This is a genomic window from Paenibacillus humicus NBRC 102415 (assembly GCF_004000905.1).
Classification (GTDB): domain Bacteria; phylum Bacillota; class Bacilli; order Paenibacillales; family Paenibacillaceae; genus Paenibacillus_O; species Paenibacillus_O humicus.
In genome coordinates, this window is the sequence record NZ_BIMD01000025.1 from 61,606 (window position 1) to 76,755 (window position 15,150).

13 protein-coding genes are annotated in these 15,150 nt (G+C 59.0%); 7 read left to right on the forward strand and 6 right to left on the reverse strand.

Annotation, left to right across the window (positions count from 1 at the left end):
* Positions 1-46: 46 nt before the first annotated feature.
* Both PHU01S_RS26370 and PHU01S_RS15590 read right to left on the reverse strand, forming a co-directional pair.
* Positions 47-391 carry a hypothetical protein gene (locus tag PHU01S_RS26370; protein ID WP_127508371.1) on the reverse strand — a complete coding sequence of 115 codons (345 nt, stop codon included), beginning with the start codon at positions 389-391 and terminating at the stop codon, positions 47-49.
* 132 nt (positions 392-523) lie between these two features.
* A complete protein-coding gene (locus PHU01S_RS15590; protein ID WP_127508374.1) occupies positions 524-1,726 on the reverse strand; it encodes a MalY/PatB family protein in 1,203 nt (400 codons plus the stop codon).
* 261 nt (positions 1,727-1,987) lie between these two features.
* Here PHU01S_RS15590 and PHU01S_RS15595 point away from each other — a divergent pair, with 261 nt between their 5' ends.
* The 3 genes from PHU01S_RS15595 (at position 1,988) to PHU01S_RS15605 (ending at position 4,760) form a co-directional block, all read left to right on the forward strand.
* Positions 1,988-2,767 (forward strand): ABC transporter ATP-binding protein, encoded by a 780-nt coding sequence (locus PHU01S_RS15595; protein ID WP_083688669.1) that lies wholly within the window; start codon positions 1,988-1,990, stop codon positions 2,765-2,767.
* Positions 2,767-3,534: an ABC transporter permease gene (locus tag PHU01S_RS15600; protein ID WP_076359376.1), complete on the forward strand. Its 768-nt coding sequence runs from the start codon at positions 2,767-2,769 to the stop codon at positions 3,532-3,534. The genes PHU01S_RS15595 and PHU01S_RS15600 overlap by 1 nt, the downstream gene beginning before the upstream one ends.
* A 551-nt stretch (positions 3,535-4,085) precedes the next feature.
* Positions 4,086-4,760 carry a L,D-transpeptidase family protein gene (locus PHU01S_RS15605; RefSeq protein ID WP_127508377.1) on the forward strand — a complete coding sequence of 225 codons (675 nt, stop codon included), beginning with the start codon at positions 4,086-4,088 and terminating at the stop codon, positions 4,758-4,760.
* 119 nt (positions 4,761-4,879) lie between these two features.
* Here PHU01S_RS15605 and PHU01S_RS15610 read toward each other — a convergent pair whose 3' ends face one another.
* Positions 4,880-5,395, reverse strand: a complete 516-nt coding sequence (locus tag PHU01S_RS15610; RefSeq protein ID WP_076359377.1) for a GNAT family N-acetyltransferase — start codon at positions 5,393-5,395, stop codon at positions 4,880-4,882.
* 710 nt (positions 5,396-6,105) lie between these two features.
* Between PHU01S_RS15610 and PHU01S_RS15615 the strand changes: the two genes are divergently transcribed.
* Positions 6,106-6,828: a GH12 family glycosyl hydrolase domain-containing protein gene (locus tag PHU01S_RS15615; protein WP_076359378.1), complete on the forward strand. Its 723-nt coding sequence runs from the start codon at positions 6,106-6,108 to the stop codon at positions 6,826-6,828.
* 56 nt (positions 6,829-6,884) lie between these two features.
* Here the strand turns inward: PHU01S_RS15615 and PHU01S_RS15620 are convergent, their stop codons facing one another.
* From PHU01S_RS15620 to PHU01S_RS15630, 3 genes are all read right to left on the reverse strand, one after another.
* On the reverse strand, positions 6,885-8,624 hold the full coding sequence (locus tag PHU01S_RS15620) for a DUF4091 domain-containing protein (RefSeq protein WP_127508380.1): 1,740 nt from the start codon (positions 8,622-8,624) through the stop codon (positions 6,885-6,887).
* 569 nt (positions 8,625-9,193) lie between these two features.
* Entirely contained in the window at positions 9,194-10,303 is a 1,110-nt protein-coding gene (locus tag PHU01S_RS15625; protein ID WP_127508384.1) for a metallophosphoesterase family protein, read from the reverse strand.
* Entirely contained in the window at positions 10,300-11,133 is an 834-nt protein-coding gene (locus tag PHU01S_RS15630) for an alkaline phosphatase family protein (RefSeq protein WP_127508387.1), read from the reverse strand. Before PHU01S_RS15630 ends, PHU01S_RS15625 begins: the two co-directional genes overlap by 4 nt.
* Before the next feature lie 350 nt (positions 11,134-11,483).
* On the opposite strand from PHU01S_RS15630, the gene PHU01S_RS15635 reads away from it, so the two are divergent.
* From PHU01S_RS15635 to PHU01S_RS15645, 3 genes are read left to right on the forward strand one after another with little or no spacing between them, the layout of a single operon-like run.
* Positions 11,484-12,353: an ABC transporter permease gene (locus tag PHU01S_RS15635; protein ID WP_083688694.1), complete on the forward strand. Its 870-nt coding sequence runs from the start codon at positions 11,484-11,486 to the stop codon at positions 12,351-12,353.
* Between the two features lie 20 nt (positions 12,354-12,373).
* Complete coding sequence (locus PHU01S_RS15640) at positions 12,374-13,264, forward strand: carbohydrate ABC transporter permease (protein ID WP_094248351.1); 891 nt, start codon at positions 12,374-12,376, stop codon at positions 13,262-13,264.
* A 55-nt stretch (positions 13,265-13,319) separates the two neighbouring features.
* The gene (locus PHU01S_RS15645) at positions 13,320-14,849 is read left to right on the forward strand and encodes an ABC transporter substrate-binding protein (RefSeq protein ID WP_127508390.1); all 1,530 of its coding nucleotides are present in this window, start codon (positions 13,320-13,322) and stop codon (positions 14,847-14,849) included.
* The last annotated feature ends 301 nt before the right edge of the window (positions 14,850-15,150 follow it).

Here is a 15,150-nt window from a genome sequence, read left to right on the forward strand (position 1 = left end):
TGAATTCCTCCCGGAAGGTTTGAGTTCGATTTAATTGTGAAATAAATCACATACTACCCGATAAAGCAGCGGCCTTGCTTCCACGAGCCGGTGTGAGAGAGGCCTCGGCCGGATAAGTTCGGCCAGCGTGGTTGGGATGGGCAAGACCGCCGCAATAAGTTGTGAAATAAATCACAATCTCTTCATGGCTATATCTTACACCTGCCGGAAGGGGAATGCAATAGGCGCGGACTCCGGGAATATTGCGAATTTGTGACATGCGGCGGCACCATTGTCCCGGCTGCTCAACGCCGTGGAAACCGATCGGAATGGGGAAATACAGATCGGACTTGGAAGCTGCCGGGGAGTTTGGAAGGAAGCCGGTGCTGCCGCAAACAAAGGGAACGATCATCGCGTCGTCAAGGCGGACGGTATGGCGGCTGCGGCCGACAGCAACGCCCCTCGCGCGGCGCGCGAGGGGCGTTGGAGCTTGCGTCCGGATGGACAGGGGAACTGCCCCGGATGGACACGCTCTGGAACCGGGTTATTCCGGCTTCGCCAGCTGGCCGGACCGAAGCCGCTCCGCGGCATCGGCGAGACGGGACATCGCTTCCTCGAGGATGGAGCGCGGGCAGGCGGCGTTCAGCCGCATATGGCCGGCGCCGCCGCTTCCGAAGGCCGTGCCTGCGCTGAGCTGGAGCCGGGCTTCGTCGAGGAAGAAACGGTGCAGGGCGGCATCCTCCAGCCCCAGCCCCGAACAGTCCAGCCAGAGCAGGTAGGTGCCGTCCGGCAGCTTGACGGAGATTTCGGGAATACGCTCTCCGATGAAAGAAACGACATAGGCCAGATTGCCCCGGATGTAGGCCAGCGCCTCATCCAGCCACTCCTCTCCTTCTCCGTAGGCGGCTTTGGCCGCTGCGTAGCCGAAGACGGAGATGGAGCCGAGCGAGCAGCGGCGCAGCTCCTCCGTGATCAGGCTGCGGAGTCCGTCGTCCGGAACGATGATGTTGGAGGTGTTCAAGCCGGCGATGTTGAAGCTTTTGCTCGGTGCCGTGCAGATGACGGAGCGCGAGGCGGCAGCCGGGGACAGGGAGGCATAAGGAATGAAGGCTTGCTCTCCATGGACGAGATCTCCGTGGATCTCATCCGACACGACCAGGATGCCCCGGCTCAGGCACAGCTCCGACAGCCTGTCCAGTTCGGAGCGGGACCATACCCTGCCGACGGGATTGTGCGGATGGCATAGGATGAGCATTTTTACGGAGCCGTCGGCCGTCATTTCCTCCAGCTCGTCGAAGTTGATCCGGTACGTGCCGTCGGAATCGACGAGCAGCGGGTTGAGCGCGAGCTCGCGGCCGTTGTCCGAGACGATGCTGTGGAACGGCGGATATACGGGAGGCTGGATGAGGATCCGGTCTCCCGGCGCCGTGCAGGCGCGGATGATGACGCCGAGGGAAGTGACGACTCCGGGACAGAAGCGGATCCATCTCGGATCGACCTCCCAGCCGTGGCGGCGCTCCATCCATGCGGCGACCGCTTCCTTGTACGCTGGGGAGGTGTTCGTATACCCAAGCACGCCTTGCGACAGACGCTGCCGGAGCGCCTCGAGGACGGCGGGCGGCGCGGCGAAGTCCATGTCAGCCACCCACAGCGGCAGGATGTCTTTGCCGGGATGGAGCCCCCATTTCTCGGAGGAGATGGAATCGAACGGGTGGAGCTGGTCAAAATGCGAAGATGGGATGGTCATAGAGAGGATAGCCCCTTTCCTTTGCTTGCGGTCGGCAGTTCTCTCTATTATAAGCGAAAGGCTTACAGCGCGCTGCCGCTTGTTTCTCGGCTTGTGTGATTTAGAAAGGCTTGATTTGTCCTAAGCGAATGCCGCATGGAAAGAAGTCTTCTCTTCCGCTATTAATGGGCTTGTGGGCCTATCGGCTCTGAGGTAGAATGAGACCCATCATGCCACGGCCGGCATCCGCCGGTACGGCAGGCTGACGGGAGGAAACGGGATTTGACTCATATCCTGAAGATGGATAGGCTCGCGAAGAGCCTCCCCGCGAAGAAGGCTGACGGAGGCAGGCGCATGCTGTTCCAGGAAGTCAGCGGGTCGGTATCCAGCGGGGAAACCGTCGTCGTGCTGGGACGCTCGGGACAGGGGAAGAGCACGCTGCTGCGGATTCTTTCGCTGCTTGAGCAGGCGGATTCCGGCTCCGTCGAGCTCGACGGGAAGTCCTGCGCCGACATGGAGGCGCGGCTATGGCGCAGGCAGGTCGCGTACGTGTCCCAGACCCCGGTGATGCTGCCGGGCAGCGTCGAAGCGAATCTGGCCGCACCGAGCGCGCTGCACGGGCTGCCGTTTCAGCGCGAGCAGGCCTATGCCCTGCTGGATGAAGCGGGACTGGGATCGATCGACCCCGGCAAGGACGCATCGGAGCTGTCGGGAGGAGAAAAGCAAAGGCTCTCCTTGATCCGCTCGCTTCTGCTCAAGCCGCATTTCCTGCTGCTGGATGAGATCACGGCCTCTCTCGATCCGGGCAGCGCGATGTCCATCGAGAAGCTGCTGTCGGGTTGGAGATCGGAGCATGGAGCCGGCATGCTGTGGATTTCCCACGACCAGGAACAGGCTGCCCGGGTGAGCAGCCGAATCTGGCTCATGGCAAGGAATACGATCTTGGAGAATGCCGACACCGGCCGCTTCTTCTCCCGTCCGGGAACCCCCGAGGGGCTGGAGTATCTGGGCAAGGGGCCATCGCTGGACGAGCCTGGGGAAAGCGGGGCGGAGGAAAGCTGATGTCTTATACGGCGCTGGCCTTTACGGTTCTGTTCATCATGATCACCATGTTCATCTCTTATTGGCAAAAGCTCGGCCTCGAGAAAGGCATCGCCGTCGGAACGATCCGCGCGGCGGTGCAGCTGCTTGCAGTCGGCTATGTGCTTCAGGCTGTATTCGAAAGCCGCAGCCATTGGCTGCTGGCCGCCATTATCGCGGTCATGATCATCGTTGCCGCCCGCAACGCCTCCGCCAAGGGCAAGGGCATTCCCGGCATCTTCTGGAGAATGGCCGCCGCGCTGCTCGCCACGGAGCTGCTGATGATGGGCATTCTGCTGCTGCTCGGCATCATCGAGCCTACTCCCCGCTATATCATTCCGCTGAGCGGGATGACGATCGGCAATGCGATGGTCGCCGGAGGGCTCTTCCTGACGCAGCTGATGCGGGAGTCGGAGTCCTCGCGCGGCGAGATCGAGACGCTGCTCGCTCTCGGCGCATCCCCGCGCCAGGCGGTGCAAGGGACGCTGAAGCGCGCCGTCCGCTACAGCATGATTCCGACAATCGACGGCATGAAGACCGTCGGCCTCGTCCAGCTTCCCGGCATGATGACCGGCATGATCATCGCCGGCGCGGATCCGGTGGAAGCCGTCCGCTACCAGATTCTGATCGTCTTCGCTTTCACGAGCTCGGCCGCGGTCACGAGCATGCTGCTTGGTCTGCTGACCTACCGCAAGCTGTTCTCGGACGGCATCGGCATGCTGGTCCGCTACGGCGGACGAGGGGACTGACGCACCGGAAGACGATCTGTGCAAGAGAACCGGATAGCAGTATAGGGGAAGCACCCTGCAACATAATCACCCGTACATCAGACACGCAGCGCAAGACACACGCAGGTCCGGTGCACATGCGACAGGGAGATGCAGATAGACGATTGGGCATGAGATGAAACTACAACGTGCTAGAGACACAACATGCGAGATACACAATATGCGAGATACACAACATGCGAGATACACAACATGCGAGAGACACCACATGCGAGAGACTCAATGTGCGAGAGACTCAATGTGCGAGAGACGCAACATGCTAGAAAAACAACATGGAAAACACAACGTGCAGACACACAATGTGCCAGAGAGACAACTTCTTCCGTCGGCTGCTTGACTTTCAAGCCGGATTCCCGCCAAAAGGGAATCCGGCTTTTTTGCAGGCTCGCCCGCGCTCCGGAAAAGGAAGACCGCTGGCTCCCCCGCCGGCTTGCCCTCCTGAGGAACTTTTTTGAATGAAGCCGTTAAAGGTTACATAGGTGAATAAGAGCTTATCGAAGGGAGAGAGGGGAATGTCGAAGAAACCGTTCCTATGGGTCGCGGCATGCTGCATCGGCATCTCGCTGCTGGGAGGAGGGCGGGCGGCGGCTCGGAACGCCCAGTGGCAAGCTCAAGCGGATGAGCAGGGCTCCTTGCAGGTCGTTGTCGTGGCAGCAGCTTCCTCCGGCTTCAAGGCGAAGCTGTCTTTGTGGGAAAAGCAGGGCGGACGATGGATCCGCACGCTCGGCGAGGCGCCGGCCGTGATCGGCCGCGAAGGCATGGGCAAGCAGAAGGAGGGGGACGGCAAAACTCCCGAAGGCTTGTTCAAGCTGGGCAAAGCCTTCGGCAGTTCCGTAAAGCCGCCCGGGCTGAAGATGCCCTATGCGATTACCGACAGCTCGGACTATTGGATCGACGATCCCGAATCACGGGATTACAACCGCTGGATCCGTACGGAAGGCGATCCTTCGCGTCTGTGGAATTCCTTCGAACGGCTCAAGCAGCCGCTGTACCGCTACGCCATGGTGATCGAGTACAATACACATCCCGTCGTCGCCGGCAAAGGAAGCGCGATCTTCCTCCATCTATGGAGAAGCTCCTCGAAGCCGACGGCCGGCTGTGTCGCGATATCGGAGTCCACCATGCTGAAGCTCATGGGACGTCTTGATTCCGCGCGCGAACCGATGATTTTCATGTCGAATCGCTAAGGTCCAAGGGACTATTTCCCGGGTAATGCTTGTGTCTGGAGAAAACGCAGGCTTCCGATCCTTCCGTCTTGGTTGTCGTCTGGAAGGAGGGGGCCAAGCGTTCGATACCGAGGACCAGATCAATCGTTCCACAGCTTCACACGCCATTCATTGCAGGTCATGAAGCTCCCTTTGGGATACTCGAATCGGCATTCGCCGACGAGATCGAAGCCGGCTTTCCGGCAAATCGCATTGGACGGCAGATTGAGCACGGAGGGGAACGCGCATGCATGGCTGAATTTTCTTTCCGAGGCTGCAAACGCGACGGCGGCTTTGAGCGCAGCCGTTCCGATCCCCTGTCCCTGAAGAGCCGGGAGAGTGAACCAGCCCATCTCATAAACGCTCTGCCCGTTCCATACATGCTCCCAGCAGCCGATGCAGCCTGCCCGGGTGCCATCCGGAAGGAGGATGGTGAACATCCGGTCGGTGGCGTGATGCTGCAAAGCCAAATAGCGCTCATGCCGCGCAACAACCTTCTCCTCGGTCTCCGGTCCTCCGATATAGCGGGTCATGTCGGGGGCGTTGGCAAGCTGAAGCAGGTAGGAATCATCCTTTGCATAGGGTCGCAGAGATACGGAAGGCAATGGTTTCGACATGGAAAATCCTCCTTTGATCGTACATGGATTGCAGTGGGATGAAACTGCATATGGATGGTGCTGATTCCAGCATACATCTTTTTCCTGACAGCCTGTTGTCAGCATTAGGAAAATGCTGTCTCTGAAAGTCATTAGAACGCCGCCCATGATGGGCGAACTTTATTAAAGCGCTGCCTTATGATGGGCTGAATTCCTTTGAGCGCTGCCTTATGATGGCTGAATTCCTTAGAGCGCTGCCTATGATGGGCGGAATTCCTTTGAGTCCTGCCTCTATGATGCGCGGAATTCCTTGAGTGCTGCCTCGATGATGCGACGAAAGTCGGATGAGCGCTGTCTCAAGATGTGTCAGAGCCCTGTCCTGAGGCATGAATGCCGTCCGTGCCGTCCCTTCCAAGAAGACAGCCTCATGTCTGATTTGGAGGGGTTTTTTGAGCGGATTCAGAGGGTACCTCCTGTTCAGGGAGAATGCTACAATCTATTTTGCCTGGATTGATAGCGCTTACAAGTTGATTATCTCCTTCTTGCACAGTCTAGGCAAAGGTTATGTGGACGGCGCAGCGTCCAAGGTTTCAGCGCGAACCGCCGCGTTGCGCCGACAGATCCAATCCCCGGAGGTGATGCCTTTAACAAGCGGATTTCCGCCGGCATGTGCGTGTTTTCGTGCTTACCCGTTTTCTGGTCCATCCCAATTCGAAACGGAGGAATAAATCATGAACAGAACGAAACGGCTGCTTTCGTCTGCTGTCATCGCCGCCTTATGCTTCCTTGCTTTTGCATCAGCGGTCTATGCGGCTGCCTGGACTTCATCCGATAAATTCGGCAATTGGAGCAACGGCGGCTATATCGTCTACAACAATGTATGGGGCAGCGGCGCCGGCGCCCAGACGATCTGGGCCAATTCCTACAGCAACTGGGGCGTGACCTCGAACCAGCCGTCCACCGGGGGCGTGAAGTCCTACCCCAACAGCACCAAGGATATCGGCATTGCGATCGGCTCCCTCAAAAGCCTCACCAGCTCGTTCAACGTCACGGTTCCTGGCAGCGGCTCGAGCTATTCGTCCGATTACGACATCTGGACCGGCAACTACGCCCATGAGATCATGCTCTGGATGAACAAATCGGGCGCGGTCGGGCCGATCGCAGGCTCCTGGGACGCCAACGGCAATCCTGTCGCGGCCTATACGAACGTGAGCGTCGGCGGCCATACATGGAACGTCTACAAGGGCAGCAACGGATCCAACGACGTGTTCTCGTTCGTCCGCACCAGCAACACGAATTCCGGCACGGTCGATGTGCTCGCCGTGCTGAACTGGATCAAGGGCAAGGGCTGGATCGGCAATGAAATCGTGAACCGCGTGCAGTTCGGCTTCGAGATCACTTCCTCTCCGAATGCCGCATTCACCTGCAATCAGTTCTCGGTCAGCTATTCCTGAACAGGCTGGAACAAAAACCCGCAGCAACGCCTAAAGGGCGATGCTGCGGGTCCTTTTTATTCCGCTACGGTTTGCGCTGCGCCAATCCCGTACAGACGGTCGTAGTCCTCCGGACGGAAGCTGTACAGCTGCTCGGCCTTGAGGCCGGAAGCGGGCGACAGCTCCTGCGGACTGCGGTAGAGCAGGACGCTCCGAAGCACGCCGTCCAGCTCCGCCTGCAGGCCTCGACGCTTGAGCAGCTGCATGTACTCATAGTCGCGGATGCCGCGCTGCAGCCATTTGTAGCGCAGAGAGAGCAAGGGGGCTCCAAGCTTGCCGGGATAGACGAAGTTGGTGTCTCCCGCCTTCCAGATCGTCGGACGGTAGGACAGCTTGCGCAGCGGATCATCCGGCCAGACCGTATAGTTCCAGCGCAGGAAGCCGTCCAGCTGAAGGCTTTCGGCGAGCCAGGGGATGACTCTGGACTCGATCGCCGGAGAAGAGAGGAACGTGTTGGGCTTCTCGGGACTGCAGCAGACGTAATAAGCGAATGTGCCGCTCCTTTCCCGCTTCAGCCCCAGCAGCTGCTCATGCTCCTCGACCGCGCAGTTCAGCACGGGCACGTAGTCCTCGATGCCGTCGATGTTTTCGGAGATGAACGACGTATGGTTGATGGCGGCCTTGTACCGCAGGGACGGGGCTGTTTTCCGGAGAAAGTCCAGCGACTGGCGGAACACGTCCATGTCCTGGGGCTCGTCGGCGACGATTCGGACCCGATCGGTCCAACCCTTTTCGCTGAAATGCGCCTCCAGCATCTCCACATAATCCACGAACTCCTCCGCCTTCCTCATGAACCGGAAGCATCCCTCCGCCTCGTCGAAATAGCGGATCCGCACCGCGTCCGGATGGCCTTCGATCAAGCCTCCGTATCCGGCATGGGCGTCGGTCCAAATATTGATGAGTCCGAATATCTCGATCTCCCTCGAGATGCCGTGGCTCTCTCCCAGGGCCACGTAACGGTCCATGGCCGAGAAGTCGCAGTGGAAGCGCCCGTCTGCGCTCTTGCGGACAGGAATGATGCTGTATTCGTTGAGATCCGACGGCTCCGCGTCGATGAAGGAGCTTTGTCCGCTCCACGGCTCCTCGGAGACGACGAGCGTCAGAGCCTTCTGGCCCAGCTGGCCGAGGCTGTGCAGGTAGCGGCCGAGCAGGTCGAAGTGGGCATCCGACCAATAGGGAACCTCGTATTTGCGGGCGATATTGCAGTTATGCTGCCACAGATCGAGATAGAACGAATAGTCGGACGGCTCCGGCAGGGCTTCCTCCGAGATCGCGAGGTTGAAATTCAATGTCTCGACGAGGATTTCATCCTCGAACATGGTGTGCGCATAAAAGCGGATTACGCCGGAATAGGTGCCCGGAGCGGCGCTTTCGGAAGCGTGAAGCTCGATCCAGGCAGGCTGGATGCTCCTTTTCGCCACAAAAACATGGACGTCATCCAGCAGCGTGTCGGCTGTCGGAGTCCCGTTGTCGTCCTCGATAAGCCCGACCCACTTGATCTCCGAACGGACGGGAGCGTCCGTCTCCAGCTCGCAGCGGATGATCTTGAGCGGGCCGCCCTTCCACAGGAGCGCGTCATGGCCGCAAGTCGCGAGGAAATCCTCTTCATCCGAGCTGACGAGCGCCTGGAAGGCCGCGCTGTCCCGGCGGCAGCAGCGCAAATCCAGATGCTTGACCGCTGCATCCTTCCGGCCTTGATCCCACCAGTTCACGGAACGTTTGTATTTGTAGAACATGGACTGCAACCCGATATTCATGAAGCACCTTCTTTCGCGAGAGTAGCGGTTGTTCTTCAAGGCCGACGTCCCGGCTGCGGCACTATTTGTTGATGAGCCTTCCTTCGTAGATACATAGGAATGACCATTCACGCCGGTCTATGTTCGACGAGCTTTGCTGCTTGTTGCATAGTACCCAAGCGCTCATGCTGGTCTAAGGGTAAACGAGCCTCATGGTTGCTTGATACACATCCGAGCCCCTCACGACGGACATCGATTCAACGAGCTTCCATGATCGGGTTTTAGAGTAAACATGCATTCAAGCTGTCTATGCGCCGACAAATTCCTTTTCTCGGGCAGCATAAACTCCTTGCACCGAGCTTCAGGCGCAGCGGCAGGCGCCGATCGGACATACGATCCGCTATTTAGAGGAAAAGCGAGATCAGGGCATAGCTATCGGACATAGGATCCGTTATTCTTTGAATTTCTATTGTCATTTAGATATAAACAACGAAATAGCGGAACGTATGTCCGATAAAGTTGAATATGCCCCCGAAACAGTAAAATAGCGGAACGTATGTCCGATAAAGCTGGAATGCCCCCGATTTTGCTCAAATGCCCCCGGGATATACCTTGTTCAGACCCATCGAGCCTACCTCCGGAGTTCGGCCCGTCGGCTCGTGGCGCTGCTGCTCCCGAATGACGGTCCCATCCTCCAGACGGATCCAGCTTTCGAATTCCCTGCTGCCCTCCCGCATGCGGATGACACGGGCGCCGGGCAGGAACGGACGGTCGAGATAGCCATTGCGCGTCGTCCGTCCGAAGCTAAGCCGGATGCCATGCCAATCTCCCCAGTAATCATGGCCGTGGTCATGCCCGGCGAAAGTGCCGACGACGTCGCCCATCTCGACCATCGCGGCGAACATGCCCGAGTTGATCCAGGGAGCGCAGGAGAAGTCGGCATTGCGCTCGCCGTAGCAGACCGCGAAATCCCAGACGTCGTTGTATTCCGGTAACGGGATGTGGAAGAAAGCCAGCGACGGCAGCGGCACGCCGCCGTTGCCTTCGGTCAGCCGCTGCGACTGCGAGGCGTACCAGTCGATCTGGTCGCGGCGGATCCAATCGTAGAAGCCCATCCGGGTGTATTCCAGCGGCGAATAGCTGCCGGAGTCGAGAAAGTACAGCGCAGCCGCCGCCTCGTACTCATTGCCGCCAGCGGCAACCGCCGGCTTGCTCCCGGCGATGCCTGCCCCGGCCGCCGCCTCGTCCTCATTGCCGCCAGCGGCAACCGCCGGCTTGCTCTCCTGCCCGGCTCCCGAGCCCATCACGGTCAGCACATAGTTGCCGCTGCCGTGGATGCCCGGAGGGTCGGGCTTGGCCGCGTTGAGCGGATAAGCCAGCTGCAGAGCATGCAGCTGCTCCCTCGTAACCATTCCCTCCGAGTCGTGGTTGCCGAATACGGCCGCCCACCGCACGCCGGCCTGTTCCGGAACGCGGCATGCCCGGCGGAAAGCCTCGACCGGATCGGGGTGGCCGAGGGAGGCGATGACATCGCCCGTGAACACGGCCAGATCGGCGTCCTCGGTCCTCAGAATCCGTTCCATCATGGCGGCCATGCGCCGCTCTTCTTCGTCGTCGCGGCAAAATTCCGTGTCGGTGAACTGCACGATCGTGAACGTGCCGTCCCCGCGGAACCGCAGCGGCGGCTTGCGGCTCCTCATGTCCCGAACAGCCCTTCCGGAATGCGGGCATCCACGCCGCTCGGCAGCTGGAGTCCGAGCGCGCGAGCGGCTACGGCCGCAGTGTCCTTGATGCTGACCGGAGCGGTGAGCTCACCCGGGGCGATGCCGGGTCCTACGCATCCCCAGAAGACGTTTTTGTCCATCTCATGCTCGCTGCCGTGGCTGAACTTGTCCGCGCCGCCGCCGCCGTGATCCGTGAGCAGGATGATCAGGCTGTCCTCCAGCAGTCCCAGACGGCCGATGGCGTCCACGACGCTTCCGAGCAAACGGTCGCACTCGGAGATGGCTTGCAGGTAAGGGAGCGAGTCGGGACCGTAGCCGTACCGGTGTCCGGAGCCGTCCGGCTCATCGAGCTGGAGGAAGAGCAGAGCTGCATCCGGGTTCGCCTCCAAGTAGCGGATCAGCTCGGGGACGAGCTCCGCATCGGGGGCGGACAGCTTCTCGACGCCGGCGTTCCTTTCAATAATGCCGTCGTTGATCGGTCCCCAGCCGGTGAAGGAAGCGAGCTTGGCTTGCGGCAGCTGCTCCCGCGCCAGACGGAACAGGGAAGGATAGGGAGATTCGGCCGGATAAGGCTCGGTCGCCGCGATCTCATTGGTCAGCCCATGCCGGGCCGGAACGACTCCATGCAGCACGGAGCCCCAGCATTCCGCACTGATCGTCGGAGACTCCGCCTGCGCCGCGTACGTGTAGGCGCCTTGCGGAAGGAATGCGTCCAGGAAAGGCGTCTGCGCCTGCTGCACGAAGTTCCCGGCTCCGTCCATGCCCAAAATAAACACCCTCTTGATGATTGCTTCTTTCTTTGCCATTATGTCACCTTCCTAGGAATGGATAGGAGGCGGCATCCGCCGCCGGTTCCCTTGCTCACCGCTAGCATAAAGAGGGCGGAGAGCACCGTCAATACGATCCGGCGCCGCCGGAACAACAAGTCACGAGCGTGGCAACGGGAAGTCATGATCCTAGTAGCTGGCCCGTCCGGCGAATCCCTATAATGAGTCCATAAGCCGCCGCGGCAGAGAACGGCTGCGGCAGCATACAAGACAACATTGGGAGGCGGATAGAGTTGGAGACGGCTGTCAAGCAAGCGGCTGAAGTCCGGCGCGACACGAGAACGAGCGCCTTTCTGCGCAAGCTGAAGAAATACCGGGCCCTGCTGATCATGACGGTTCCCGGACTGATCTACCTCATCATCAACAACTATATTCCGATGTACGGCGTCATTCTTGCCTTCAAGACGCTCAGCTACGACAAGGGCATCTGGAACAGTCCCTGGTCGGGCCTCGACAACTTCAAATTTCTGTTCAACTCGCCGGACGCCTTCATCATCACGCGCAATACCGTGCTGTACAACGTCGTCTTCATCGTCGTGAATACGGTATTCGCCCTGCTGGTGGCGATCCTGATCAACGAGATCAAGGGCAAGGCCATCTCCCGCTTCTACCAGAGCACATTCCTGCTCCCGCATATCGTCTCCATGGTCGTGGTCGCCTATCTCGTCTACGGCTTCCTCAATCAGGACAGCGGTCTCGTGAACACGGTCCTGACGAAATACTTCCACAAGGATTCCATCGCGTGGTACAGCGAGGCCGGCTACTGGCCTTACATCCTGGTCATCGTGAACGCGTGGAAAAACGCAGGCTACTTGTCGATCATCTACTTCGCCGCCATCATCGGCATCGACAAGGAATACTACGAAGCCGCCAGGATCGACGGCGCGACCCGCTGGAAGCAGATGACGGCGATCACGCTGCCGCTCATCATGCCGGTCATCCTCATCATGACGCTCATGGCCGTCAGCAGCATTCTGCGCTCGGACTTCGGCCTCTTCTATCAGGTGACGATGGCTTCCGGTCCGCTCATTCCGACGACAAATACGATCGACACCTTCGTCTACCGCGCCATGGTGCAGCTGGGCGACATCGGAATGTCTTCGGCCGCTGGCCTGTACCAATCCGTCGTATGCTTCTTCCTGATCCTCGGCGCCAACCTCGCCGTTAGACGTTACGACAAGAACAGCTCGCTCTTCTGAGAAAGGAGGCTTTCCGCAACATGACCGGAGCCATGAATTCCCGACACCCGTTCATCCATCTGTTCTTCTGGCTGTTCGTGCTCTTCTCGCTCGTGCCGTTCCTGCTGGTGTTCATGGTATCGATATCCGGCGAGGAGTCGATTCTGAAGCACGGCTACTCGCTCTTCCCGAGCGAATTCAGCACCGGAGCGTATTCGTTCCTCTTCAACGACTTCTCCACCATCGCCAAGGCGTACGGAGTGACGATCGCCGTAACGCTCATCGGCACCGTGGTCAGCCTGCTGATCACTTGCCTGTATGCGTATCCGCTGTCGCGGCCGGATATGCCCTTCCGCCGCACGCTCAGCTTCTTCCTCTTCTTCACGATGCTGTTCGGAGGCGGGATGGCGCCTTGGTACCTGACCTACGTCAACATGTTCGGGATCAAAAACACGCTGCTGTCGATGATCATCCCGAACCTGCTGCTGAGCGCCTTCAACGTGCTGCTCATGCGCAGCTTCTTCTCCACTTCGATTCCCGACTCCATCCTGGAGTCCGCCACGATCGACGGAGCGAGCGAATGGACGATCTTCAAAAGCATCGTCATCCCGCTCTCTCTTCCCATCGTCGCCACGATCGGATTGTTCAACGTCCTCGCCTACTGGAACGACTGGTATAATTGCATGCTGTTCATCGACAAGCAGGAATTGTACAATATCCAGTATTTGATGACGAAGACGCTCAACAACGTGCAGTATCTGATCATGAAGGCGGGATCGAACGCTCAGGCAGGCGAGCAGCTGGCCAAAATGCCCCGCGAGACGGTCCGGATGGCTTTCGCGGTCGTCGGCGTGGCGCCTCTGCTGGCGGCGTATCCGTTCTTCCAGCGCTTCTATATCAGCGGCATCACGAGCGGCGCCGTCAAAGGTTAAGCCGGACGCTCTCCTTCCATACAAGCATCTGATTGCGACGAAAGGGGTTCAGTACATGAAAAAGTCCATTTACACGCTGTCCATGCTGGCGCTCGGAGGCATGCTGGCGCTCGCCGGCTGCGGGAACGGCAACAACGGAGGGAATGCGGACAACTCCGCTTCCGGCACAGCCAATGCGGGAGCCGAAGGCGCCGCAGCGGCCGGCGGCCTCAAGCCTTACAAGATCACCCTCGTCTACCCGGGCTCGGCGCCGAAGGATCTGCAGATGGTGCAGGATGCCATGAGCAAGTATCTGACCGAGAAGATCAACGCGACGATCGAGCTCAAGCCGATCGAGTGGGGCTCCTGGGACGACAAGACGAACCTGATGAAGCTGTCCAACGAACCGTTCGACCTCATGTTCACGGCCAGCTGGTTCAACTACGCGAAGGACGTGTCCAAGGGACAGTTCCTGCCGCTAGAAGACCTGATGGCCAAGAACGGCAAGGACATTCAGGGCGTGCTCTGCGATGACTTCATCAACGGAGCCAAGATCAGCGGCAAGCTGTACGGCCTGCCGACGCACAAGGAATTCGCCCAAGGCTTCGGCCTCGTGCTCGACAAGAAGCTGGTCGACAAGTATCACTTCAACACCGACGGTATCAAGACGCTTGACGACCTGGAGACGATGTTCGACACGGTCAAGAAAAACGAGCCCGGCGTCACTCCGATCGTCAGCCTGAAGCTGAGCAACATCTGGTCGGCGGCGAACTCGGACTTCCTCGTCACGGGTCTGGGCATCCCGCGCGGAAGCACGGAGCTGAAGGCGGTCGATTCTCTCGGCGACGAGCCTAGCGAGTTCGACAAGAAGATGGACAAATGGGTCAAGGCCGGTTATTTCGACAAGGATTACCTGACCTCGGACGCCGATCAGGGCCTGAACCTCATCAAGGCCGGCAAAGCCTTCTCCGTCGCCCAATCGCTCAAGCCGGGCAAGGACAAGGAGCTGAGCGTGACGTCGGGAGTGGATCTCGTGCAGGTGGAGATCGCCAAGCCCTTCACGGTCACCGGCGACGCGCAAGGAGCGATGCTCGCGATCTCGCGGACATCCAAGGATCCGGACCGCACGATGATGTTCCTCAACATGCTCTATACGGATAAGGAACTGCTGAACATGCTCGTCTGGGGCATCGAAGGCGTCCACTACGTGAAGAAATCGGACAACATCATCGGCTATCCGGATGGCGTCACCGCGGAAACGACCGGTTATCCGAATCCGGGCGGCTGGATGTTCGGCGATCAGTTCAAGGATTACCTGTGGGAGAACGAAGATCCGCAGAAATGGGAGAAGTTCGAGGAGTTCAACAAAAGCGCGGACCATTCCATCGCACTCGGCTTCACCTTCGATCAGGAGCCGGTGAAGGCGGAGCTCGCCTCCATCGCCAACGTCGACAAGGAGTTCCAGCCGCTGCTCAACGGGGCCACGCTGGAGAACCGCCCGAAAATCATCGAGAAATACCGCAAGAAACGCGATGCGGCAGGCTTCGCGAAGGTCAAGACGGAGCTTCAGCGTCAGCTTGACGAATGGGCGAAAACCCAGAAATAAGCGATAGGCACGGAAGGAACGGCGAAAAAAATTCGCCGCTTCCTTCCTTTTTGGGTTTTACCCGGAATGGATGGAATTTCCGGCCTCGGCAGCATGAACGGGCGAGCCGGAAAGCGGAGAGTATGCGATAATAGCCAAAAGCCAGAAAGCTTGAGGGCTAGAAAGCTTGAGAGCTAAAAGCTAGAACGCTAAAAAGCTAAAAAGCTAGAAAGTCAAGCTAGAAAGTCAAGCTAGAAAGTCAAGCTAGAAAGTCAAGCTAGAAAGTCAAGCTAGAAAGTCAAGCTAGAAAGTCAAGCCAAAA

What these genes read in the sequence shown, in the direction of transcription:
- PHU01S_RS26370 (WP_127508371.1), bottom strand. Translation starts at nt 391, where the DNA reads ATGATCGTTCCCTTTGTTTGCGGCAGCACCGGCTTCCTTCCAAACTCC.
- PHU01S_RS15590 (WP_127508374.1), bottom strand. Translation starts at nt 1,726, where the DNA reads ATGACCATCCCATCTTCGCATTTTGACCAGCTCCACCCGTTCGATTCC.
- PHU01S_RS15600 (WP_076359376.1), top strand. Translation starts at nt 2,767, where the DNA reads ATGTCTTATACGGCGCTGGCCTTTACGGTTCTGTTCATCATGATCACC.
- PHU01S_RS15605 (WP_127508377.1), top strand. Translation starts at nt 4,086, where the DNA reads ATGTCGAAGAAACCGTTCCTATGGGTCGCGGCATGCTGCATCGGCATC.
- PHU01S_RS15610 (WP_076359377.1), bottom strand. Translation starts at nt 5,395, where the DNA reads ATGTCGAAACCATTGCCTTCCGTATCTCTGCGACCCTATGCAAAGGAT.
- PHU01S_RS15615 (WP_076359378.1), top strand. Translation starts at nt 6,106, where the DNA reads ATGAACAGAACGAAACGGCTGCTTTCGTCTGCTGTCATCGCCGCCTTA.
- PHU01S_RS15620 (WP_127508380.1), bottom strand. Translation starts at nt 8,624, where the DNA reads ATGAATATCGGGTTGCAGTCCATGTTCTACAAATACAAACGTTCCGTG.
- PHU01S_RS15625 (WP_127508384.1), bottom strand. Translation starts at nt 10,303, where the DNA reads ATGAGGAGCCGCAAGCCGCCGCTGCGGTTCCGCGGGGACGGCACGTTC.
- PHU01S_RS15630 (WP_127508387.1), bottom strand. Translation starts at nt 11,133, where the DNA reads ATGGCAAAGAAAGAAGCAATCATCAAGAGGGTGTTTATTTTGGGCATG.
- PHU01S_RS15635 (WP_083688694.1), top strand. Translation starts at nt 11,484, where the DNA reads ATGACGGTTCCCGGACTGATCTACCTCATCATCAACAACTATATTCCG.
- PHU01S_RS15640 (WP_094248351.1), top strand. Translation starts at nt 12,374, where the DNA reads ATGACCGGAGCCATGAATTCCCGACACCCGTTCATCCATCTGTTCTTC.
- PHU01S_RS15645 (WP_127508390.1), top strand. Translation starts at nt 13,320, where the DNA reads ATGAAAAAGTCCATTTACACGCTGTCCATGCTGGCGCTCGGAGGCATG.